This window comes from Streptomyces sp. NRRL S-118, assembly GCF_000716335.1.
In the GTDB taxonomy this organism is placed as follows: Bacteria; Actinomycetota; Actinomycetes; order Streptomycetales; family Streptomycetaceae; genus Streptomyces.
In genome coordinates, this window is record NZ_KL591008.1 from 75,992 (window position 1) to 96,181 (window position 20,190).

Annotated in this window: 29 protein-coding genes; 12 read left to right on the forward strand and 17 right to left on the reverse strand. The window is 71.7% G+C overall.

Annotated elements, in window-relative coordinates; translation table 11 throughout:
• The first annotated feature begins 60 nt into the window (after window positions 1–60).
• On the forward strand, window positions 61–372 hold the full coding sequence (locus tag IH00_RS0115770; RefSeq protein ID WP_031073963.1) for a hypothetical protein: 312 nt from the start codon (window positions 61–63) through the stop codon (window positions 370–372).
• A gap of 60 nt (window positions 373–432) precedes the next feature.
• On the opposite strand, the gene IH00_RS0115775 is transcribed toward IH00_RS0115770, so the two are convergent.
• The gene (locus tag IH00_RS0115775) at window positions 433–1,527 is read right to left on the reverse strand and encodes an adenosine deaminase (protein ID WP_031073965.1); all 1,095 of its coding nucleotides are present in this window, start codon (window positions 1,525–1,527) and stop codon (window positions 433–435) included.
• A 55-nt stretch (window positions 1,528–1,582) separates the two neighbouring features.
• Window positions 1,583–2,377: a GntR family transcriptional regulator gene (locus IH00_RS0115780; protein ID WP_031073967.1), complete on the reverse strand. Its 795-nt coding sequence runs from the start codon at window positions 2,375–2,377 to the stop codon at window positions 1,583–1,585.
• A gap of 225 nt (window positions 2,378–2,602) precedes the next feature.
• Here IH00_RS0115780 and IH00_RS0115785 point away from each other — a divergent pair, with 225 nt between their 5' ends.
• The 3 genes from IH00_RS0115785 to IH00_RS0115795 all read left to right on the forward strand — a co-directional run bounded on the left by IH00_RS0115785 (window position 2,603) and on the right by IH00_RS0115795 (window position 5,156).
• Window positions 2,603–4,066: an MFS transporter gene (locus tag IH00_RS0115785; RefSeq protein ID WP_031073969.1), complete on the forward strand. Its 1,464-nt coding sequence runs from the start codon at window positions 2,603–2,605 to the stop codon at window positions 4,064–4,066.
• Between the two features lie 151 nt (window positions 4,067–4,217).
• Window positions 4,218–4,550 (forward strand): hypothetical protein, encoded by a 333-nt coding sequence (locus IH00_RS0115790; RefSeq protein ID WP_052411408.1) that lies wholly within the window; start codon window positions 4,218–4,220, stop codon window positions 4,548–4,550.
• 21 nt (window positions 4,551–4,571) lie between these two features.
• Window positions 4,572–5,156 (forward strand): GNAT family N-acetyltransferase, encoded by a 585-nt coding sequence (locus IH00_RS0115795; protein ID WP_031073973.1) that lies wholly within the window; start codon window positions 4,572–4,574, stop codon window positions 5,154–5,156.
• 123 nt (window positions 5,157–5,279) lie between these two features.
• Here IH00_RS0115795 and IH00_RS0115800 read toward each other — a convergent pair whose 3' ends face one another.
• The 12 genes from IH00_RS0115800 to IH00_RS0115855 form a co-directional block, all read right to left on the reverse strand.
• A complete protein-coding gene (locus IH00_RS0115800) occupies window positions 5,280–5,453 on the reverse strand; it encodes a CsbD family protein (RefSeq protein ID WP_031073975.1) in 174 nt (57 codons plus the stop codon).
• Between the two features lie 90 nt (window positions 5,454–5,543).
• Window positions 5,544–5,966, reverse strand: coding sequence for a gas vesicle protein K (locus IH00_RS0115805; RefSeq protein WP_031073976.1), 423 nt, complete (start codon window positions 5,964–5,966; stop codon window positions 5,544–5,546).
• Window positions 5,956–6,243, reverse strand: a complete 288-nt coding sequence (locus IH00_RS0115810; protein ID WP_052411409.1) for a gas vesicle protein — start codon at window positions 6,241–6,243, stop codon at window positions 5,956–5,958. The genes IH00_RS0115805 and IH00_RS0115810 overlap by 11 nt, the downstream gene beginning before the upstream one ends.
• Window positions 6,240–7,106 (reverse strand): GvpL/GvpF family gas vesicle protein, encoded by an 867-nt coding sequence (locus IH00_RS0115815; protein WP_052411410.1) that lies wholly within the window; start codon window positions 7,104–7,106, stop codon window positions 6,240–6,242. The genes IH00_RS0115810 and IH00_RS0115815 overlap by 4 nt, the downstream gene beginning before the upstream one ends.
• The gene (gene gvpJ, locus IH00_RS40265; RefSeq protein WP_078887775.1) at window positions 7,103–7,672 is read right to left on the reverse strand and encodes a gas vesicle protein; all 570 of its coding nucleotides are present in this window, start codon (window positions 7,670–7,672) and stop codon (window positions 7,103–7,105) included. Before gvpJ (IH00_RS40265) ends, IH00_RS0115815 begins: the two co-directional genes overlap by 4 nt.
• Window positions 7,673–7,734: 62 nt before the next feature.
• A complete protein-coding gene (locus tag IH00_RS37320) occupies window positions 7,735–8,574 on the reverse strand; it encodes an SRPBCC family protein (RefSeq protein WP_234334858.1) in 840 nt (279 codons plus the stop codon).
• Between the two features lie 342 nt (window positions 8,575–8,916).
• Window positions 8,917–9,573 carry a hypothetical protein gene (locus IH00_RS0115830; RefSeq protein WP_052411411.1) on the reverse strand — a complete coding sequence of 219 codons (657 nt, stop codon included), beginning with the start codon at window positions 9,571–9,573 and terminating at the stop codon, window positions 8,917–8,919.
• A gap of 22 nt (window positions 9,574–9,595) precedes the next feature.
• Window positions 9,596–9,847 carry a gas vesicle protein GvpG gene (locus tag IH00_RS0115835; RefSeq protein WP_031073987.1) on the reverse strand — a complete coding sequence of 84 codons (252 nt, stop codon included), beginning with the start codon at window positions 9,845–9,847 and terminating at the stop codon, window positions 9,596–9,598.
• 24 nt (window positions 9,848–9,871) lie between these two features.
• Complete coding sequence (locus tag IH00_RS0115840) at window positions 9,872–10,591, reverse strand: GvpL/GvpF family gas vesicle protein (protein ID WP_031073990.1); 720 nt, start codon at window positions 10,589–10,591, stop codon at window positions 9,872–9,874.
• Between the two features lie 6 nt (window positions 10,592–10,597).
• A complete protein-coding gene (gvpJ, locus tag IH00_RS0115845) occupies window positions 10,598–11,050 on the reverse strand; it encodes a gas vesicle protein GvpJ (protein WP_031073992.1) in 453 nt (150 codons plus the stop codon).
• Window positions 11,051–11,115: 65 nt separating this feature from the next.
• Window positions 11,116–11,475, reverse strand: a complete 360-nt coding sequence (locus IH00_RS37325; protein WP_078887776.1) for a gas vesicle protein GvpO — start codon at window positions 11,473–11,475, stop codon at window positions 11,116–11,118.
• Window positions 11,476–11,483: 8 nt separating this feature from the next.
• Complete coding sequence (locus IH00_RS0115855; protein WP_052411412.1) at window positions 11,484–11,693, reverse strand: hypothetical protein; 210 nt, start codon at window positions 11,691–11,693, stop codon at window positions 11,484–11,486.
• Between the two features lie 44 nt (window positions 11,694–11,737).
• Here IH00_RS0115855 and IH00_RS37330 point away from each other — a divergent pair, with 44 nt between their 5' ends.
• Entirely contained in the window at window positions 11,738–12,088 is a 351-nt protein-coding gene (locus IH00_RS37330) for a DciA family protein (RefSeq protein ID WP_234334859.1), read from the forward strand.
• Window positions 12,089–12,225: 137 nt separating this feature from the next.
• Here IH00_RS37330 and IH00_RS0115865 read toward each other — a convergent pair whose 3' ends face one another.
• Together IH00_RS0115865 and IH00_RS44065 are read right to left on the reverse strand one after the other, a co-directional pair.
• Window positions 12,226–12,924 (reverse strand): hypothetical protein, encoded by a 699-nt coding sequence (locus IH00_RS0115865; protein WP_158827826.1) that lies wholly within the window; start codon window positions 12,922–12,924, stop codon window positions 12,226–12,228.
• A 60-nt stretch (window positions 12,925–12,984) separates the two neighbouring features.
• Entirely contained in the window at window positions 12,985–13,416 is a 432-nt protein-coding gene (locus tag IH00_RS44065; protein ID WP_234334860.1) for a macro domain-containing protein, read from the reverse strand.
• A gap of 668 nt (window positions 13,417–14,084) precedes the next feature.
• Here IH00_RS44065 and IH00_RS42750 point away from each other — a divergent pair.
• Both IH00_RS42750 and IH00_RS44075 read left to right on the forward strand, forming a co-directional pair.
• Window positions 14,085–14,477, forward strand: a complete 393-nt coding sequence (locus IH00_RS42750; protein ID WP_031074001.1) for a hypothetical protein — start codon at window positions 14,085–14,087, stop codon at window positions 14,475–14,477.
• A gap of 301 nt (window positions 14,478–14,778) precedes the next feature.
• Window positions 14,779–14,949, forward strand: a complete 171-nt coding sequence (locus IH00_RS44075) for a hypothetical protein (RefSeq protein WP_234334878.1) — start codon at window positions 14,779–14,781, stop codon at window positions 14,947–14,949.
• Here IH00_RS44075 and IH00_RS0115885 read toward each other — a convergent pair.
• Window positions 14,946–15,695, reverse strand: a complete 750-nt coding sequence (locus IH00_RS0115885) for a ZIP family metal transporter (RefSeq protein WP_031074002.1) — start codon at window positions 15,693–15,695, stop codon at window positions 14,946–14,948. The genes IH00_RS44075 and IH00_RS0115885 overlap by 4 nt on opposite strands.
• Before the next feature lie 141 nt (window positions 15,696–15,836).
• Here IH00_RS0115885 and IH00_RS0115890 point away from each other — a divergent pair, with 141 nt between their 5' ends.
• The 5 genes from IH00_RS0115890 to IH00_RS42755 all read left to right on the forward strand — a co-directional run bounded on the left by IH00_RS0115890 (window position 15,837) and on the right by IH00_RS42755 (window position 20,118).
• Window positions 15,837–16,052 carry a hypothetical protein gene (locus tag IH00_RS0115890; protein ID WP_031074003.1) on the forward strand — a complete coding sequence of 72 codons (216 nt, stop codon included), beginning with the start codon at window positions 15,837–15,839 and terminating at the stop codon, window positions 16,050–16,052.
• A 557-nt stretch (window positions 16,053–16,609) separates the two neighbouring features.
• Window positions 16,610–17,248: a hypothetical protein gene (locus IH00_RS0115900; protein ID WP_158827828.1), complete on the forward strand. Its 639-nt coding sequence runs from the start codon at window positions 16,610–16,612 to the stop codon at window positions 17,246–17,248.
• 77 nt (window positions 17,249–17,325) lie between these two features.
• Window positions 17,326–18,453 (forward strand): hypothetical protein, encoded by a 1,128-nt coding sequence (locus IH00_RS0115905; RefSeq protein WP_158827830.1) that lies wholly within the window; start codon window positions 17,326–17,328, stop codon window positions 18,451–18,453.
• A gap of 1,147 nt (window positions 18,454–19,600) precedes the next feature.
• Window positions 19,601–19,789 carry a hypothetical protein gene (locus tag IH00_RS0115910; RefSeq protein ID WP_031074006.1) on the forward strand — a complete coding sequence of 63 codons (189 nt, stop codon included), beginning with the start codon at window positions 19,601–19,603 and terminating at the stop codon, window positions 19,787–19,789.
• A gap of 8 nt (window positions 19,790–19,797) precedes the next feature.
• A complete protein-coding gene (locus IH00_RS42755) occupies window positions 19,798–20,118 on the forward strand; it encodes a hypothetical protein (protein ID WP_158827832.1) in 321 nt (106 codons plus the stop codon).
• The last annotated feature ends 72 nt before the right edge of the window (window positions 20,119–20,190 follow it).

A 20,190-nucleotide genomic window follows, 5' to 3' on the forward strand; every position in this document is an offset into this window, starting at 1 on the left:
CCGTGTGGCGTTCGGGCGCGCCCCGGCATGACCGGCGCACCGGCCGGACACCCTGTCACCATGAGCGAATCCGCACACCACTCCGCCACGCCGCCGCAGGACGAACAGGTCGCCGAGCGGCTCGTACCGGTATGGCTGGAGGAAGCGGCCCGCCACGACGAGCGGGCGGCAGGGGAAGCCCGCCGCGGCTGGGAGCAGGGCCGCCTGTCGCCGGACGCCGCCCGGGAGCTGGCCGACTGGGTCACCGCGCGCGTCACCGACACGGCGTTCAACGCGGACGAGGGCCCCGTTCCCGAGGGCCGCGTCCGCGTCAGCGTCGCCGACAAGGCGGCCGTGCACCGGTGGCTGGCCGCCCAGGGGTACGACGTCTGACGCCCGGCCGCGCGACGGACGCGGCCGGGCGCCGCACCGGTGTTCCGGGACGCCCGTCGGTCAGCGTGCGGTGAGCGCCGCGTACCCGGGGCGGATGACCTCGTCGATCAGGCGGCGGCGCTCCGGCAGCGGCAGGAACGCGGCCTCGACGGCGGCGACCGTGAACTCCTCGAAGACCTCCGGGCCGTACCCGAAGGCGTCCGCCATGTGCTGGAACTCCTGGCTCATGGTGGTGCCGGAGACCAGGCGGTTGTCGGTGTTCAGCGTGATGCGGAAGCCGAGGCGGCGCAGCTGGTCGATCGGGTGCGACGCGTAGTCCTTCGCGGCGCCCGTCTGGAGGTTGGAGGTGGGGCAGACCTCCAGCGCGATGCGGCTGTCGCGGACGTAGGCGGCGAGGTGGCCGAGCGTTCCGTCCTCGGCGATGTCGTCGGTGATCCGCACGCCGTGCCCGATCCGCTCGGCGCCGCAGACCTGCACCGCCTCGTGGATGGACTCGGCGCCGACGGCCTCGCCCGCGTGGATGGTGAAGTGGCAGTTGTGCCGCTTGAGGTGCTGGAAGGCCGGCAGGTGGCGGGCCGGCGGGTTGCCGATCTCGCCGCCCGCGATGTCGAAGCCCGCCACCCCGCGCTCGCGGTGCGCGACGGTCAGCTCGGCTATCTCCAGCGAACGGTCGGTGTGGCGCATACCGGTCAGCAGCGTGCCGACCGTGATCCGCCCGCCGGCGCGGCGCTCGCCCTCGCGGAAGCCCTCGTTCACCGCCTCGACGACCTCGTCCAGGGTCAGCCCGCCCTCCAGGTGCTGCTCGGGGGCGTAGCGCACCTCCGCGTAGACGACGCCGTCGGCCGCCAGGTCCTCGGCGCACTCGGCCGCGACGCGGAACAGCGCCTCACGGGTCTGCATCACCGCACAGGTGTGGGCGAACGTCTCCAGGTAGCGCTCCAGCGATCCGGAGTCGGCGGCGTCCCGGAACCAGACGGCGAGCTCGGCCGGGTCCTCGGTCGGCAGGCCGGTGTAGCCGCAGGCGCGGGCCAGCTCGATGATCGTGGCGGGGCGCAGGCCGCCGTCCAGGTGGTCGTGGAGGACGGCCTTGGGGGCGCGGCGGATCCAGTCGGCAGCGGCGGGAGTGTCGGCGGAGACGTTGTCAGACAAGTGCATGGGGCGGGAGTGTACGCCACGGACCGGCCCGGCGCCGTGACCCGGACGACAGGGCTCAGTTCGACTGCAGGACGGGCAGGGCGGCGGCGCCGGTCGGGAGCATGTGCTTGGCCGCCATCACCGGGGTCTCGCCGACCCGTACGACCTGGGTGACCAGCACGGCGGGGGTGTCGGCGGGCCGGCCCAGCTGCTCACCGCGCCGCAGCCCGACGAGCGTGGCCGTCACGGTGCTGTGCGCGGACAGGGGCACGCCGCGGGAGGCCCCGGTCAGCACGGCGAGCATGGAGGTCCGGTCGGCGTCCGGCGCGCCGGCGCCCCGGGGCCCGGCGGCGTCCGCCCGGCCCGGAGCGAGCTGTCGCAGCGCGGCGGCGAAGCCGGGGTGCGCGCGCTCCAGGACGTCCTCGGCGGCGGCCCACTCCTGGCTGAGCGCGGCCGCCGTCCCGTCGGCGGCCAGCAGCGACTCCCAGAACCGCAGCTCCGCCCGGGCCGGCGCGAGCAGGTGCTGGGTGGTGAAGTCGGTCGGCTCCTCCACGGTGCGCAGCAGCGCCCGGACGCGGACGGGAGCGCCCGCGCCGATGAGTTCCTCCAGCGGCTGGATGTGTTCGAAGCCGCGCCGGGGCGGACCGTCGTTCACCGTGCGGCCGACCCCGCGGCGCACCGAGAGCAGGCCGTCCTCCTGGAGCAGCAGCAGGGCTTCGCGCAGGGCGGGGCGGCTGACGCCCAGCTCGGCGGCGAGCTTGGGCTCGGACGGCAGGGTCGAGCCGGGCGGGTAGGTGCCCGCGTGGATCGCGTCCACGATCCGCTCGTACAGCACCACCACCGGTCTCCGCTGCTGTGCGCTGACCACCATTGCCCTCCTCGGCCTCCAGTTGTCAGCAAGTTATGCCGTCGGTGCGGGGCGGGCAATGCTCCCAGGTCTCTTTTGAGCTGCGGAAACAGCAAAAGTTCACTGCGGGGGCTTGACGTTGACGCGCGTAGATCTCAGGCTGTGACGCGGCACTTGTCTGACAAGGCAGGCTGCGCTGTGCGTTTTTCGTTCTTCGCTCGACATGACATCCAAGGCAAAGGGGCCGACATGTCCATCACGCTCGGCCGGACGCGTTCCGGAGCCGAATCCGATCTGGCGGGGCGCGGCCCCATGCTGCTGGCCATGGTGCTCGCCGTGCTCGGCTACCAGATCAACGCGACCATGCTCAGCCCCGCCCTGCCCGACGTCATCGAGCGCCTCGGCACCACCACCGCGGCGGCCGGCCTGTCCCAGACGCTCTTCTTCCTGATGGCGGCGATCGGCCAGGTGACCCTGGCCCGCCTGAGCGACCAGCGCGGGCGCAAGCCGATGATGATCATTTGCGCGGTCGTCCTGATCGTCGGCAACCTGCTCTGCGTCGTCGCGCCCACCATTGAGGTCTTCATCGCCGGCCGCATCCTGCAGGGCGTCTCCGCGGCGATGTTCACCCTCGCGTTCCTCACGCTGAACCAGCTGCTCAGCCCCGCCGGCTTCGGCAAGGCAGCCGGCATCATCACCGCCGTCAACGGCGGTCTCGCGGGCGTCGACGCCATCGCGGGCGGCCAGATCGCCGACACCATCGGCTTCCGCGGCATCTTCGTCTGCTCCGCCCTGATCGCCGTCGCCGGCCTGATCGGCGTGCGCCGGTACGTCCCCGACGTGCCGCCCACCATCGACGCCGATGCCCGCTTCGACTCGCGCGGCATCGCCGCCCTGGCCCTCGGCCTCACCGGTGTCCTCGTCGGCCTCGCCCAGGGCGCCGCCTGGGGCTGGACCTCCGCGCTGACCCTCGGCTTCCTCCTCGGCGGCGTCGCCTCCCTGGTCTTCTTCGTCGTCTCCCAGAAGTCCGCGGCCAACCCGGTCATCGACCTGGACGTACTGGCCTCGCGCCGTGCCTGGCCGCTGCTGATCACCACCATCTGCACCCTCGGGGGTGCCTTCGGAGCGATCGCGCTCACCATCCCGCTGTTCTCTCAGGACGCCCGGGTCGGCCTCGGTCTGTCCGCCGTCACCGCCGCGGTCCTCTTCCTCACCCCCATCCAGCTGATCGGCGTGATCTCCGCCCCGCTCACCGGTCGCCTCGGCCCCCGGATCGGCTGGCGCACCATCGTGGTCACCGGCGCCCTCGCCAACCTCGCGATCTTCGTCTTCGCCACGCTGTTCCTCCACAACGAGTGGATCCTGGTCGCCTCGCTCGCCGCGCTCGGTATCACGTACGGCGGTTTCATGCTCACCGGCCTCAACGGGCTCGCCGTCACCACCGCCCCCAAGGACAAGCCCGGTTCGCTCTCCGGCCTCAACGGCGCCTGCTTCGGCATCGGGGCCTCGCTCGGCATCGCGCTGGCCTCGGCCATGATCACGGCTGGCAGCGACGCCGAGGGCGTCACCGAGGCCGGCTACCAGCACGCCATGTACGCGGCGCTCGCGCTGCTCGCCGTCGGCGTCGTCACCGCGCTGCTCATCCAGCGCCCCGACCCGGCGGAGACGGCGGATGCCGAGGAGCAGCCGCAGCTGGTCGTCAGCCACCACTGACCCGGCCGCCCTTCCCGCCTCCTCACCCGTACGGCCCGTTCCACCGCCCCCGCGCGCCCAGGATCCCTCCATCCTGGTCCCGGGGGCGGCAGCCGTATCCCGGGACGGCGTCCCCCCGGGAAACCGGAACGTTCTTCCACAGGAGGCGACAGTGAAGCGTGCGATAGGTGCGGTACGTGCGGCCACGGTGACGGCGGTCCTGGCCCTGGCGACGGCCGCCGCGAGCGGGACGGCGACCGCAGCGGCGGCGAAGCCGGTCCCGGACTTCAGCGGCAAGGGTCTGATGAGTGTCTTCTCCACGATGGACTACCGCACGCGGATCGACGTCCACGACGCCAGCGGCTACGGCCGCACGGTGCTGTGGCCGTCCAGCTGGAAGGTGTGCTCGCAGCATCCCGCCCCCGGCACGGAGATCGGCGACCGGACCCTCACCGTCGAGGTCATGAAGACGACGGAGAAGTGCCCGTCCGGGACCGCGCGCTGACGGCCCGGCTACCCTGACCGGATGCACGGAACCCGCACGTCCCCGCGCTCTTACCTGGCGGAGGGCCCGCGCGTCGCTCTCCGGCACTTCACCTACGAGGACGCCGCGGAGTTCACCGCACGGGCCCGGGAGAGCAGGGAGCTGCACCGGCCCTGGCTGTTCCCGCCCGACACGCACGAGGCGTACGCCGTCTACGTCCGCGCCCTCATCGAGGACCGCGACCGGGAGGGGTTCCTGGTGTGCGAGCACGAGGCGGGCGGGGCCGTCGCCGGGTTCATCAACATCAACAACATCGTCCGCGGAGGCTTCCTCAACGGCACCCTGGGGTACGGGGCCTTCGCGCACGCGGCCGGGCGCGGCCTGATGAGCGAGGCCCTCGGTCTGGTCCTGGGGTACGCCTTCGGGCCGCTGGGCCTGCACCGGCTGGAGGCCAACATCCAGCCGCTGAACGCCGCCTCCCTCGCGCTCGTGCGCCGCGCCGGGTTCCGGCTGGAGGGCTTCTCGCCCGCGATGATCCACATCGACGGTGCCTGGCGCGACCACGAGCGCTGGGCGATCACCGCGGACATGGTCACCCCTGACACGGTCACCGGAACCGCCGGCTGATCCGGACGGCACCGGAACCGGCCCGCCCGCAGGCGCGGCGCACGCGGCGGCCGGCGGTGGGGCGTCCCCTCGCCCCGCCGCCGGCCGTGGACCGGAGTGCGCGCCCCGAGCCGGGGATCCGGGTCAGTGCTTGAAGGTGTCCTTGCCCTTCTCCACCGCCTGCTTGGCGTCCCCCTTCATCTGCTCCGCCCTGCCCTTCGCTTCCAGGCTCTCGTTCCCCAAGACCCTTCCGGTGACCTCCTTCGCCTTCCCCTTGGCGCTTCGGCCGACGTTCTTCGCCTTCTTGCCGCTGCCCATGTCCGTCACCTCCAGTCCGTTTCTGCCCCGTGCGCCGTCGATCATGCGGGCATAAAGGTATAAATCGGACTAATTGCTTCACCGGTGTCGTCAGGAACCGTACGGATCATCCGGCGGCGGGAGCAGGGTACCGAGGGGGCCGAGGTCCAGGTTCAGGTCCGCCATGGTCAGCCCGTAACGGGAGCAGAGGTCCGCCATCCGGTCGTGGAGGATCATGAGCGTCGTCCCGAGGCGCTCCTCCTCGTCCTCGGTCAGGTCGCCGGCGTCCACCCGGTGCAGCGCCTGCCGCTCCATGAGCTGCCGCAGCAGTTCCACCAGGGTGAGGACCAGCTTCATCAGATCCCGCTCCACCGTGTCGGGGTCGGAGTTGATCCGGTGCGCGGGCACGGACGGCCGCCCGCCGCCGGGCGGCGGGAACTCGCGCGGTGGGGCCGGGAGCAGCCGGAAGGCACGGGCCGCCGCATCGGCCAGCTCCTGGTACCGGTCGACGGGCGGGCGGCGGTCAGGGGGCATGGCGCGTCGCAGGGGGCAGGGGGCCGCCGCGCCGGTCGTCCCACGGGGAGGGGTTCTCCGCGCTGACGGACACGATCAGCGCGCGCAGCGAGACGCGGACCAGGTCGATGTCGGCGATGGACAGGGTGATGTCACCGGTGACCACGACACCGCTGGTGAGCAGCCGGTCCAACAGGTCGATCAGGGCGATCTGCCGGCCGGTCGGCGCGGCTCGCTCCGCGGCCGTCACGGCTGCCGGACGCCCTGCGGCGGGGGGCCGCGCACCGGTGCCCGTCATCCCGCGGTCGCCTCCCGCCCCGTCCCGCCGGCCCCGTCGGCGGTGCCGGCGGGATCCGCGGGCTCGGCGGCCGCGAAGGAGTACGGGGCCCAGGGGCCGGTGACCTCCGCGTGGACCACGCCGGTGCCCGCGGCCGCCTCCGCGACGGCGGCGCGGAAGGCGTCGGAACCGTCGGCGGGCACCAGATAGGCGTCGTTGGCGATGTTCTCGAACGGACCCTGGGCCAGCGGACCCTGCTGCACCCGGTGCCGGGTGTGTTCGACCGCGCAGGAGAGGGCGGCCTCGTGGATGCGCTCCGCCGCCGCCATGGCCGTGCCGTACGCGCTGTCCCGGGCGTGCCGCTCGTGCCTGCGCGTGCGCAGGTAGGCGCGGCCCGGGCTGAGCTCCGGATCGGGCGGCGCGCCACCTTCCGCCGGACCGTCCCCGGGCACGGCGCCGGCCGACGGATCCGCGGCCGGCGGCACGAAGAACACCTTCACCCCCCACTCCACGTGACCGGCGAGCCGGGCGAGACGGGGCGCGAACTCCTGCCGGCCCGCGGTCAGCATGGCGCGGACCCCCGCGTCGTCCCGGTAGATCGTGGCCAGCCGCAGCGGCAGCACGGCGGTGCGCGCCGCCACCGCGTCGACGACCCCGTGGTGAGCCCGGGCGACGGCCTCCAGCCAGTCCAGGTGCTCCAGGTGGGCGGCGAGGGCCTCCTCGTCGAAGTCGTCCGAGGGCACGTCGCTGACCACCGCCGCCACCTCGCCGCCGGCGACCACGCGGACCGGCGCGTCATCGACGCCGCGCAGGTCCGCCACGTCGTCGGACAGCTCGGGCAGCGCCGGGACGACCCCGTACAGGTAGCGGACCGTGCCGCTCATCGCCCGCCCCCGGGCCTCCGGCGCTCGCGCTCAGGGTCGTCCGGGCGGTGGCGCGGGCGGTCCGGCGGATCCCGACGGGCCGGGTCCCGACGGGCCGGATCCGGGCGCGCCGAGCCCGGGCGTTCCGGGTCGGCGGGCCGGCCGACCGGGGCCTCCGGCTCGGTGCGCCCGGTGCGGCGGCGGCGCACGGGCGCCGGTTCCTCGTCCCGGTCACCGGCCGCCGGAAGCTCCTGCGCGCTGCGCAGCGCGGCGATCTCCTCACGCAGGCGCCGGTTCTCGTCGGCGAGCCCGGGCCGCTCGGTCGCGCGGGACGACAGCGACGGATCGTGCTCCCACCAGTCGATGCCCATCTCCTTGGCCTTGTCCACCGACGCCACCAGCAGGCGCAGCTTGATGGTCAGCAGCTCGATGTCGAGGAGGTCGATCCTGATGTCCCCGGCGATGACGATGCCCTTGTCCAGGACGCGCTCCAGGATGTCCGCCAGGTTGGACGACGTTCCCTGCCCGTACGGGGACCCGGCGCGGGAGGGGAAGGAACCGAGGTTGGGGGAGAGGGGTTCGTTCACGGTCGTCGTTCCTCACTTCAGCGGACTCGGCGGACCCGGCGGATTCGGGGGACCCGGCGGGCTCAGCGGCGGGCTGCGGTGCGGCGGCGGGACCGCTCGGCGTCCGCGTCGTCCTCGTCGTCGTACGCCTCGTCCTCCCCGTCCCGGTCGTCATCCTCCTCGTCCTCGTACCTGTCCTCGTCCTCGTACGGCTCCTCGTCCTCCGCGTCCGCGTCGTCCGCGTAGGGCTCGCGCCGGCGGTCGTCGCGAGGCGCGTCCTCGTCCTCGTCGTCCTCGTCCTCCTGGTCCTCGCCGGCCCAGTCCGCCTCCGCGTCCTCCTCGTCCTCCTCCGCGTGCCGGTCGGCCGTCCTCGGGCGCTCCTCGTCCTCGTCCTCCGGGCGCTCCTCGTCCTCCGGGCGCTCGTCGCTCGCTTCCGCCCGCTCCTCCTCGTCCTCCTCGTGGTCGCGCGTCACCTCGCCGTCGCGGATCTCCCCGCGCCAGCCCTCGGCGGGCTCGTCGCGGAGGGTGACGTACTTGCGGTAGAGCTTCAGGTCCAGGCGGGCCCGCCTGCCCTGGGCGCGCCAGATGTTGCCGGTCTTCTCGAACAACCCCTTCGGGAAGTACTCCAGGACCAGGAGCACCTTGGTCAGGTTGTCCCCCAGCGGGTGGAAGGTGACGGCTCCCTTGGTGGTGCCCTTGGCGCCCTCCGACGTCCACACGATCCGCTCGTCCGGGATCTGTTCGACGACGCTCGCCTTCCAGCTCCGGTTGGACTTGGCGACCTTCACCTGCCACTGGGAGGTGGTCTCGTCGGACTTCTCCACATTGACGACACCCTTGGTGAAGCGGCCGAACTCCTGGAACAGCGTCCACTGGTCGTACGCCTCGCGCACCGGGACACCCACGTCGACGTCCTCGATCACGACGACGCTCTTGGCCCTGGTCTCGCCCTTGCTGCCCCCCCTTGCCGATCTTCCCCAGCAGGCCGGACACCTTGTCCTTCACACTGCCCTTGACCTGCGACATGGCCGTCGTGGCGAGGGCGCGGCCCGGAGAGGCGCCCTGGCCGAGTGCCTGGCCTCCCTTGGCCAGCGAGCCGAGGGTGGTGCCCAGCGGGCTCCCCTCGCCCAGCTTCTTCGTCGCGTCGCCGAGGCGCTCCCCCATGCTGGAGACGGCGCGTTCGGCCCGGGCCTCGAGATAGTGCTGCAGTTCTTCCTTGAGCCGGCTGCCGGCATCGCCGGCCAGGCCCGTACCTCCGCTGCCGGTCATCCCTCGGACCTCCTCTTCATCCGTGTCCGGCCCGTCTCCCGGTCACTTTCGTCCTCGCTCCTGCGGCCCCGGTCCGCCGAGGAGCGCCGCGGCCCGTCGGATCCGGCGCCCGCGCCCCGTGTCACCGGGTGAGCGGCGGCGATGACGGCCTTCTCGCTGCGGGCCTGGGCACGCTGCCGCTTGGCGGCCGGTCGGGCGGGGCGGCGCTCGGGCCGCTTGTCGCCGTTCTCCTCGCGTTCGTCCCGCGGCTCCGGTTCCTTGTCGCCGTTCTCCTCGCGTTCGTCCCGCGGCTCCGGCTCCTCGTCGCCGTTCCCCTCGCGTTCCTCCCGTGGTTCCGTCTCCTGGTCACCGGCGGCACCGGGCACCTCCTGGCGGAGGCTGAGGGTGCGCTGGTGCAGGGTGTCGGCCAGCCGGTCCGCGCGGGCGGCGACGGCCGACGCCGCCGCTTCCTTGCCGGCCGTGAGCAGTTCTTCGCGCATCTGGTCGCGCAGGGTGCTCAAGGCGGGCGATCCGGTGATCTGGGACGTGACCTTCTTCGGGTCGATCTTCTTGCGGAGCACCCAGCTCGCGACCGCAATGGCGACCTTGGCCTTCTTGGTCCGCCCGAGCACGTAGCCGCTGAGCAGCGCCGCGCCGGTCATCGTGTTCGACATCGTCGGCAGTCCTCCTGACCCCTCATGGTTGTCGGCCCTCGCGGAACCGGCGGATCTCGTCGAGCCGGTCGAGCAGTTCGTCCTCGCGCCGGTCGAAGGCCTCCTGGTCGATCCGGCCCGCGAGCAGTTCCTGCTCCAGGGCGGCGAGTTCGCGGAGCACCGGGCCTTCGTCGTAGTACTCCTCCTCGGCCGCTTCCGTGACGCGCCGCACCACCCATCCGACCCCGCGCACGGGAGCGAGCGGAAGGGTGAGGAGTTGAGTCAGTACGCCCATGACCTGGGCCCTCTCGTCGGCGTCCTAGACGAAGCTGTACGGGGGGAGCGGGCCGTGGACACGGAAGGAGAAATCCTCGCCGTACTCCTCGGCCAGTGTGGACTCACGCGCCACGAACTCCTGCTGCCGGGGCCTCTCGAGGAGGAAGGAGACGTTGAGGAAGTCGTCCCCGACCGCCTCCGACGACTTGACCTCCCGGGCCAGCGGTCGCAGGGCCTCGACGATGCCGGACGCGAACGACTCGTGCCGGACCCTGACCTCCTGGGCGACCAGTTCGCCGAGCGCCAGTTTCAGCTCCTGGCCCCCGCGCCCGGCCCGGATGTCGTCGTTCAGGCGCCGTGCGTCCGCCGACTGCCGCAGCACCTCGCGGAGCAGGGCGTCCTCGTCGCACGAAACCTTCAGGTGGAACTCGGTGCAGCCCTCCAGGGCCCGCAGCCGCTCCTGGTACGCCTCCGCACGCTCCTCCAGGGTGTCGCGGACGGTGTCGTCGTCCGGCGCGACGGCGCCGAAGCGCAGCGGGAGCACGGTCGACTGGCCCATCAGGTTCTCGAGGACCGTCTCGTGGGCCAGCACGTCCCGGCGCTTGGCGCGCAGGCCGTCCGGTGCGTCGCTGACCACCGCGGCGAGCTCCGACGCCGACGCCTCCACCACGCGCAGGGGCCGCGGTGGGTCACCCACCCCGGTCACACCGTCGAGGCGCAGGGGATGGCTCCCCGCCGTGATCGCGTAGACGTAGACCGACATGGGAGCTCACTCCTCCCGGTGCCTGGGAGGCCGGCGGGAGGGCCGCGACCGCTCCCGTTCGACCGCTTCGGGCTCCTCGTCGGCCTGCTCGTCCCGGCCCTTGCGGAAGGAATCGGAGAACGCCTCCACCGCTCCGGTCAGCGCCCCCTTGCTCTTCCCCCGGGCGCCGCCCTCGGTGACTTCGCCGACCAGCTCGGTCAGCTGCGTCGGCTGCTTGCGGCCGGACTCCAGGTCGAGGCGGTTGCACGCCTCGGCGAAGCGCAGGTACGTGTCCACGCTCGCCACCACGACCCGGACGTCGACCTTGAGGATCTCGATGCCCACCAGGGACACACGGGCGAACACATCGATGACGAGGCCGCGGTCGAGTATGAGTTCCAGTACGTCGTACAGCGACGAGGAACTCCCGCCGCCGCCCCGTGCGACGGCGCCTCCGCCGCCCTGTGGCACCACCGTCATGGTGCCTCCTCTCGCGGGACCCGCCTCGGAGGTGCGGTCCCGGTCGGCCCGCTCGGTGCGGGGTGTCACGTCCGCGGGTCGATCTGCCCCCGCGTGTAGCGACGGATCCGCTCGTACGCCATCAGCTCGCCCTCAGCGTCGAGAGTCACTCGGTAGCTGGCCAGCACGCTGGTGGTCTCGGGGATCCGCTCGACCTCCAGGACCTCGACCTCGGCCTCCCACCCGTCCTCGGTGGGCCGGAGCGCCGAGATGGACTCCGGAGTTCTTCCCAGCAGCTCCGTCAGTTGCTCGGCGGCGAAACGCATCGCCTTGGGAGCCGACAGCCGCCGCCGGGGCGCGTGGCTCTCGTCGCGGCGCCCGTCGTTGCGGGGCTCGCCGCGCGCGTCGTCGGGGTGGGGTCCGCGGGCCTGTCGCTCGGAAGGCATCGCACTGCTCACCCACTGCCAAAGCTGCACAAAAGCATCAAATGCAGCATATAGGACTCAAGGCGTCGGAGCAGGACGGCGGAGAGGGGGCGCCGGTCCCCGGCCGCCCGCTCCGGGCCGCGCTCGTCGAGGTAGACCACGCGCTTGTCACGGGACCGGGTGCCCATCATCGCGCCAAACTGCGGCAGATACCGCTTGAGGAGATCGTGCTTGAACACACTGGGCAGCGCCTTGTCCGCCCAGTAGCCCCCGCCCGTACCCGATGACATCGCCACCCCCAGGGTCTCGGAAGCGGCGCACCGGCACGGTTCTGCAGCGGGTCGGCCGCGAGCCGCTCGGGCTCGGCGCGGCGATCACGATGATGATGACCGAGCGCGGCATGATCGCCCCGGCCGCCAGCGGCAGCGTCCTCGCCGAGTTCGACGCCATCCTCGTCGCCGTCGCGCCCGAGCTCGCCGGGCACGTCCAAGCCGTGAAGTTCGACTCGGACACCGGCCGCCTGGACGTCGCCCCCGACGCCCCCGCGTTCGGCACGAAGCTGCGCTGGACTCGACGGCGGTGGGCATCCACTCGGGCAACTCGGCCCTGCACCAACCGGTGCACGAGGCACTGAGCGCGTACGGGGTCGCGGTCTACTGACCCGGTTCCGTCACAGCCCGGGCGTGTCCGGACGCTCACGGTCCTCGCGCATCTGCGGGGCTGGGCCGGCCTCCCCTGTGCGGCGGAGGTCCGAGCCCAATCCACCGGATCTCAGCCCTTGGCGTACCAGTCGGTGTCGGCGCTCGCGGCGACCGAGGTGTACGTCTGGTGGATGCCCACCAGAGCCGCCACCAGCCGCGGGTCCCAGGCGCCGGCTGCCGCCCGGTACTCGTCGAGAATCCCCCGGTACACCAGCGGAGCCCGGCCCGACCCGTCCCGCAGGGTCAGCCGGCGCGGGCAGGTCACCGGGTCCTCGGCGAGGCCGGTGAAGGAACCGATGATCACGACGATGTTCCAGGGCATGAACACCGTCCACCACATCGCCCACCAGAACAACCGCCCGGCCGCCCCCTGCGCGGGGCGGCCGTTCGCGGGCTCGACGGTCCAGCGGGTGCGGCGGAACGCGAGGAGCGATCCGCGCCGCATCCGTATGCGGCCGACGGCGGTGCCGGCCGGGGCGTCGATGCGGTAGACCGTCCGGGAGCCGGTGACGGATTCGGTGGTCACCCTGGCAAGCAGCTGGCCCCGCTCGTCTCCGGACCAGAGGACGAACTCGCGTGCCGAGCCGTGAGCGGGGAACGCGCCCGCTCCGTGGTCGCGCTGCAGCACGGCGACCGGACGCAGTGGCGCCCCGCCTTCCTCCTTCGCCACGATCATGATGGGCAGTCCGCCGTCGCGCGGCAGGTCCTTGTACGCGCCGCGCAGGCCGCCACGCGCGGTGTTGACCAGTGAGTACGTCGTCGTCGCCATGTGCTCCCCCTGAAGGCCGCCGACCATCCTAGATCGCCGCCCGGGGGCCGACGCCGTCGGTCAGTCGTGGTCGTAGACCGTGACGTCGATGCCCCGTGCCGTGAGCCGAGCGGCTGTCAGCGGCTCGATCCGCGACCACTTGCCGCCCGCCAGACCGCAGCCGATGCGCGGCATGTGGACCGAGGCGCCCAGCTCCAGCGCCTGCCCGGCGACGGCGGCGAGCGCCGTGTCGATGGCCTCGTAGCGCACAAGGACGCCTTTCGGCGACTTCGATCCGGTATCGGCGGTGTAGGAGACGGCGATCTGCCCGCTGCTGGTGGCTGTCGACGACGCGGCGCACAGGTCGCCGGTGAGCGGCACGGTCCATCTCACCGCGCCGGAAGCCGGGTCATACCCCGTCACGCCGTGCATGACCCCGGTGACGTACGTCCCGTTGACGTACCACGCCCCATGAGCGGAGACCGGTCGCTCGTCCGGAGCGGGTTCAGGCACAGGCACCTCCCACGCCGACGCGGCACGGACAGGTCCTGCCGGGACCCTGGGGGAGGGGCTGGCCCCCGCAGGCTTGTCGGAGGAGGCGTCGGCGTCCGACCGCCCGTGGTCACGGACAGCCCACACCACACCGCGACGACGAGAAGCGCCCCGGCGACGACAGCCGCCACAACTGCCGGTGTCCGCCGCCGCGGCGGCTCGGGCGGCGGCACCGGACGGGGAGGACCGGACGGAGGGGGCGGGAAGCCCCCGTATTGGGGCGTGTGCTCAAAGGGGCTGCGACACGGGCGAGCTCCAGGACGCTGTCGACGAGCTCGAACATCCTGCCTATAGCGGCGCGTTCTGCCAAACGAGCCTCCTCTCGCAGAGGTGTGTTCTTGGTGTTGGCCGAACGGGCCGGCGGAGGAGTCGGGGGCGAATCTCCCGGGAGCGGATCAGGCGGATGACGGCGGCGCGGATCGCGTCGTACGTGCTGTCCGCGACCGTGTAGTACGGATCGTGCGGTGAGCGCGTCGGCCTTCGCCGTCGGCACCGTCGTGCCCAGCGCCGTGCGGTCGCGGTCGCCGAGACGCCGCTATGCCCGGCACCTCCGAGAGCGAGCGCCGTGCGGCCGTCGAGCAGCGGCTGCACCAGGACATGACCGCCGAAGCGTGGGCCAAGGCCCGCCGGTGGGAGCAGATCCGGGAGCAGCAGGCCGCCGCTGCCAAGGCCCGCGCCGAAGCCGCGGCCGCGCAGCCGGCCGACGTCGTCGTGGACGAACCGGTGGCTCCGGTCGTGCTGCCCGCACCGCGCCGGCCACCGCCATCGTCGCGGCTTCGCAGCCGGAGCCCGCCGATGTCGACGACAACCAGGAGCTGGTCCTCGAGGAGCTCACCCGCGAGCAGGTCCTGGACTGGCGCAACCGCGCCGCCGCCGACCACCAGCTGGTGTTCGACCACATCGACCGGTACGGCGAGACGTCGGCACAGCGCCTGTTCACCCGGGCGTTCGTCGCCCAGGTACAGCGCCTGGCCGGCCTCGGGCACCTGGACCTCGGCTACACCACCTGGGGGCAGGCATGAGCGGCGGTGAGAAGTCCGGCGTCGACCTGGCCCGGGTCGCGCTGCGGGCCGCGATGGAGGCGGCCCGAAAGAACGGCGACGGCCAGAAAGCGACGAAGCCGGGGGCCGTCACGACAGTGCGGCGCGACGGGCGCGAGCCGATGAGCCTCGGAGCGGCGATCGGCGCGCTGATCACCGAACGGACCTGGGAGCTCCCGGCCGCCGGCGCGACGCTGCGGGAGTGGTGGGCGGCCATCGCCCACGAATTCGCCGGGCACGTCGCCGCCGTGTCGTACGACACGGACTCCGGCCGGCTCACCGTGTGCCCGGAGTCGTCGGCCTGGGCAACGAAGCCCGCCTGGAGCAGACCCGCCTCATCGCGGCCGCCAACAAGGCGGCAGGCCGCACCGTCATACGCGCCCTGCGGATCCTGCCGCCCGGCGCCGCGCCCGTCCCCAGATGCTCGCGCGGCCCCCCTCCCCACCGCGCCTAAAGGTGAGACAGGGCGAAGGCCGACAGGAATCCGACCACCGTGACCAGTCCCGTCAGCAGGTGCACCTTGCTGTATGCCTCGGGGATCATGGTGTCGGCGATCATCGCCAGGATCGCTCCGCCCGCCACGGCCGTGATCGTCGCCATCACCGTCGCGGACGCCCCGCCCAGCAGAGCATATCCCGCCAGCGCGGCCAGACCGCTGATGGTGGCGATGCTTCCCCACAGGGTGAACACGTACCGGCGGCTGCGCCCGGCGCTGCGCATGCCGGCGGCGCTCGCGAGGCCCTCGGGGAGGTTGCTGATGAACACCGCCCCCACCGTCGCCACCCCCAGTTGTCCGCCGCCCAGCAGGCTGGTGCCGATGACCACGGACTCCGGGACCCCGTCAAGCAGGGCCCCCAGGGCGATGGCGTTGCCCGACCCCGGCGCCTCGGCCTCGGACGGCTGCTGCTCCCCCGAGCGTTTCCGGTGCTGGGCGCCGCGCCGCGCCAGCAGGGCGTTGGCTCCCGAGTACACGGCCGCACCACCGACCGCACCGGCCACCACCGGCCATATCCCGGAGCGTTCGTACGCCTCGGCGATCAGCTCGAACGACACCGCGGCCATCAGCACACCGCTGCCGAAGGCCATGACCAGGGCGATCAGCCGTGGCGGGACCCGCACCAGCGAGCCGACAGCCGCCCCCACCAGCAGAGCCGCACCCGCGAACAGCCCCCACCCGCCCGCAACCAACGCTCCACCCACAACCGCCCCTTTCCACACCGCCGACAGATGTACCCCCGCCTACCCGCCAGGCCAGAGACCAACGAGGGTTCGGCCGCGCGGCAAAGGCGCGGCAGCGGCGTCCGAACAGGCCGCCCGGCGGGCCCTGGCTGACCAGGTCAGTTGGGTGTCACCTTCGGCCTTCTCGCCGGCCTGTGGGTGTGGAGCGTACGGCGGTTTGCCCCGGAGCCCTGGGCACCGGGTTTCGAGGAGCGCCTGACCCAGCTCAGTGTCCTGCTGCGACGTGGCTTCATGTTCGTCGCCTCTGCCGCATTCATCCTTGGCCTGAGCTGGTTGCAGATGTGGGCCTCCCGATTTGCCTGGTGGCTCTTTGAGTGAGGCGCCCAACCCATTCCGCCGCCCTTCAGGCCGGTGCTTCTCGCGACGAGTGGCCGCGCGGAGCGCGGCGGCTTCTTCGGTTCGCCTGGAGATGTTCGCCAGGTACGTGCGCAGGAACGGCTCAGGGGCCGCCCCGCCGACGGGGGACCTCGAGATGGAAGTCGGCCGCCTGGCGACGAAGGACTCCTGCCTCATCGTCGGCGGCCCCGACCGCCGCCTGGCCGACCAGCTCCACGACTTCACCCGCCGCTGACCACACCCGTCACACAGCGAAGGAGGAGGCGATCAGCCTCCTCACCGTCTGGATCCAGCACCGCCAGTGGTAGTCGAGCGGACTGCCGGGGTAGCCGCACAGGCACTGCCATCCCGCCGCGTCCACTGATTTGCAGGGCAGTCGGCCCGTGCGCTGAGGCTCACGGCGTTTTCTCCCTTCAACGGATATCCCGCATTCAACTACTGATAGGGATTCAGCCATTGGTACAGCGCGCTCCGCCGTTTCGGTGGCTGATTTGCCGACGTAGGACATCTGAAACCTCAGGAGTTGCTCAAGGAGCGTCGTGTGCACGCCATTTCGCGTTTTGCTTGCCGCGCTGCTCGACCAAACGGGTCAGCGGCAAAACGGGAGGGAAACCACTATGTTGTCTACGCGGAAGAGTGCTCTGGCGGGGTCGTTAGTTCTGGGGGCGGGGCTGCTGCTGGCTCCGACGGTTCCGACCGCTGCGGCCGACACACGCGACGCCCAGGCCTGTCCGGGCGACCCGTACTACACGGTGGAGCGGATCAAGACTACCTACGAGCCGATCGGCAGCACCGCCGGCAAGCGGAACGCGGCCTCGTCCACCTCGAGACTTACCTACGCCCTGGCCACGACAGTGTCCAAGGCTACGGCCTGGAGCGTCGAGCTGGGCGGCAGTATGGAGTTCGCCGTCGCCACGGTCGAGGCCAAAGCCGGCGTGGAGGTGACAAAGTCGGTCGAACGAGGCAGGACCGTCACCAACTGGATGGATGTGCCCGGGGGGAAGTACGGGTACACCACCCCGAAGATTCAGCGTTCCACTTATGTCATCGAGAAGTGGATGGACAAGCCGAATTGTTCGCCTAAGTTCATGGGCAACATGGGCACGCTGAAAGCGATCACAGCGTACCCATTCTTCTCCGAGTGCGTCAGCACCGGCCCCTGCACGCCAAAGCCGTAAGCGCCGCTGCGGGGACGGCATCGGTCGCGCCGTCCCCGCCCAGCTTCCGCCACCACCCATCACAGGGGGAAACCAAGATGAGCTCGACACCCCGCACCGTCCCAGCAGGTATTACACGGCGCCGCCTTCTGACCGCCACGACGGTCGTCGGCGCGCTGGTGCTCGTCTCCGGGTGCGGCCAGGGAGATGGGGGGAGCACGACGGCCGGGGGCATCGTGCTGAATCTGGGAGGTCGCATCGCCGTCCTTGACTCCATCGACGCGAAACCCAAGATCGTCGTCGAGCGGCCGGAGGGCACCGAGAAGCTCGACGTCTACCGCCTGGCGGCCCCCCGCCAGCTGGCGAACGGGCGTATCGCGGGCGTCCAGGACGGCAGTCTCGTCACCGTCTCGCCGGACACCCCGGAAAAAACGCGGCTGCTGGGACCGGCGGCCGCCTGGTTCCCCGCGGCCGACAACGAGAAGAGCTGGGCGGTCACTGAGGAGCCGGCCGCCACCGCCTGCGGTGGAAAGCTTCCCCCGTCCGTGCAGTCCCGCTTCACGATCACCGAGCACGACACGAGCGGCAGGCCGTCCCGCACGAAGCTCAGCCTGCCCTGCGGCATGGCACCCGTAGCGCAGACGCCTCAGGGACTGCTCGCCCACCGGACCACCGAGGACGCGGCAGGAACGGGTAACGGGAAGATCGCCCTCACCGACATCGTCCTGCTGGACAAGAAAGCCCAGTCCGTCACCCAGGTGATCGCCAAGAACGCCACCGTGCTGAGCACCGCCGGCCCGCGCGTGGTGTGGAAGCAGAACGACTGCAAGGGCGCCTCGTGCGTCAACGTGTACTCCATCGACGACAGGAAATCGAAGCCGGCACCGCGTTGCGAGGCAGGCGACGCGGCAGGCCGCGGGGCCATCGACGGCAGCGGCCGCTGGTACGCCACCGCCGTAGGGTCGGGCGAGGCGTACCAGGTCGCCATCCTCGACCTCGAGACGGGCAAGTGCCAGGAGGCCGGCACCTACCCGACAGCGGCCGGTACCGAGATCGACCTCGAGGGAGCCCTGAGCGCCACTTGGTCCCAGTCCAGGCTGCTGGTTCTTGACACAGAATCCGGTGCCCTCACCTCATTCGATGCCGCCACCGGCAAGCAGGAGAAGCGCAAGGACGGCCTCGACGTTTCCAAGGGTGCCCAGGTGTGGGGAGCCCGCCACGGGTGACGACGGACACCACCCAAGCCGTTACGTCTCCCCCCCGGTTCCAAACGATCGACGCGGGCCAGGCGGCTCACGGCCGCCTGGCCCAAACTTATGCCCGAGTCCTGAGCCCGAACCCGCGGGGTGATGCAGCAATGTCGCCCGGGCACGGGCGACGGTGTCGCCCCGCCAACCCGGCAGACGGCACTTGGTGATGTCGACGGGCGCCTCCCGCCGCCGCACCACGCTGACACCGAGTCACAGGCAAAACACGCGGGGGTCCGCACGCAGCCGCCACCGTGCTCGCAGACCCTGACGGCCGATCGAGCCCAGACTGGCGGCCACCGGCGGTACGGCGCTCGGCTAGCCGGAGATCCCGGCCGCCGTCTCGCCGCGGTTGACCGCCCACCTCCAAGCCGTCGGTCTCCGCGGGAGGTTCGCAGCAAGGAGGGCCGCGTCCAGACCGTCCTGTCCGGGCGCTCCCTTATCGCCCTGCGTCACCTACGTACCGGCGTTCCGGCAGGCCAATCTGCGGTTATCGACGAACGGTGACCGTTACCTGAATGCCACCGGTCACAGCAGCCCCACAGCGGCATCGGGGTGCCCGAGGAGTGCCAGTACGGTCACCGCACGCGCCGCATCCGTCGATCGTCCACGCCCCGACCCCCGCGCTCTGGCTCCGGGGAGCGGCTGGACGGCCAGCGCCTGGTCAGCTTCCGCCCGCTCACCGAGGAGAACTGCGGCCCGCTCGTGCCCGCGCCGGTATCCGTGGCTGTGGGAGCCGGGCGGCCGGTGGCTGGCGGGCTGGGCGGCTGGGAGGTGGCTGCGGTCTTGGCGCCGGGGGTGGCGGCCGCGCACCGGGAGCAGCACTCCAGGGCCTGCCACCAGCGTCCTTCCCGGTCCGTGATCACGGCCAGGACGACCGGGCCGCCGCACCGCCAGGGTTCGGCACGCGTATGCCGGCCGGTGTCGGGGAGGTGGGTGTGGCAGCCCTCCAGCTTGCATGCGCAGTACGCCTCGGGTCTGGGGGCGGGGGCGGCGCGTAGGTGGGCCTTGAGGTGGGCGATGGCGGCCGCACGGCCGGCGGCCGCGGACGGCAGGCGCTGCTCGGCACAGGCAGGACGGCTGCACGAGATGCGCACGGGACCTGAGCCGCGTCACCTCGGAAACGGTGGACGCCGGTGCCCGACTGGACGTCCCGGACTACATCCGCGAGCTGGGACTGGAACTGGGGGAGACCTCCTTCCGGGATAAGGAAATCCTCGTGAAGTTCTCCCTGCAAGGTGATGCGATCGTCAAGTACTGGCCCGCTGGCACCAGCCTCGAGCAGATCACGCGGGACCTCGGACGAACGCTCTAGGAGGACGCATGCCAACAGGCACCGAGAACAACGCAGAGATTGTGTGGTGGGTCAGGTGCGGTGACGACCTTGTCGGTTCGCTGTCCTCACCGACCGCTGATCAACCATGGACGATCGCCCATTTCCAGCCCGCGGCCGCCTGGGAACGGGTCCGTGCCCTGTTCGAGGCACAGACTGAGGCCCGGCGACAGGGCTTCCCCAGGGAACAGGTAGGCGCCCTCAAAGCGGTCAAGGAACTGCACGTCGAGCTGCAACCGGTAGGTGAAGGAGAAACGATCAAGCCCGTCCTCATCTACATTGAGGCGCACGAAGCGAGGTTCCGCTCCTGACGGGCAGCAGGACACCTCAACCTGTCAATGACTCTGTCGTCGGCACGCCCCACGTGTGGTTAGGCCTCCGTT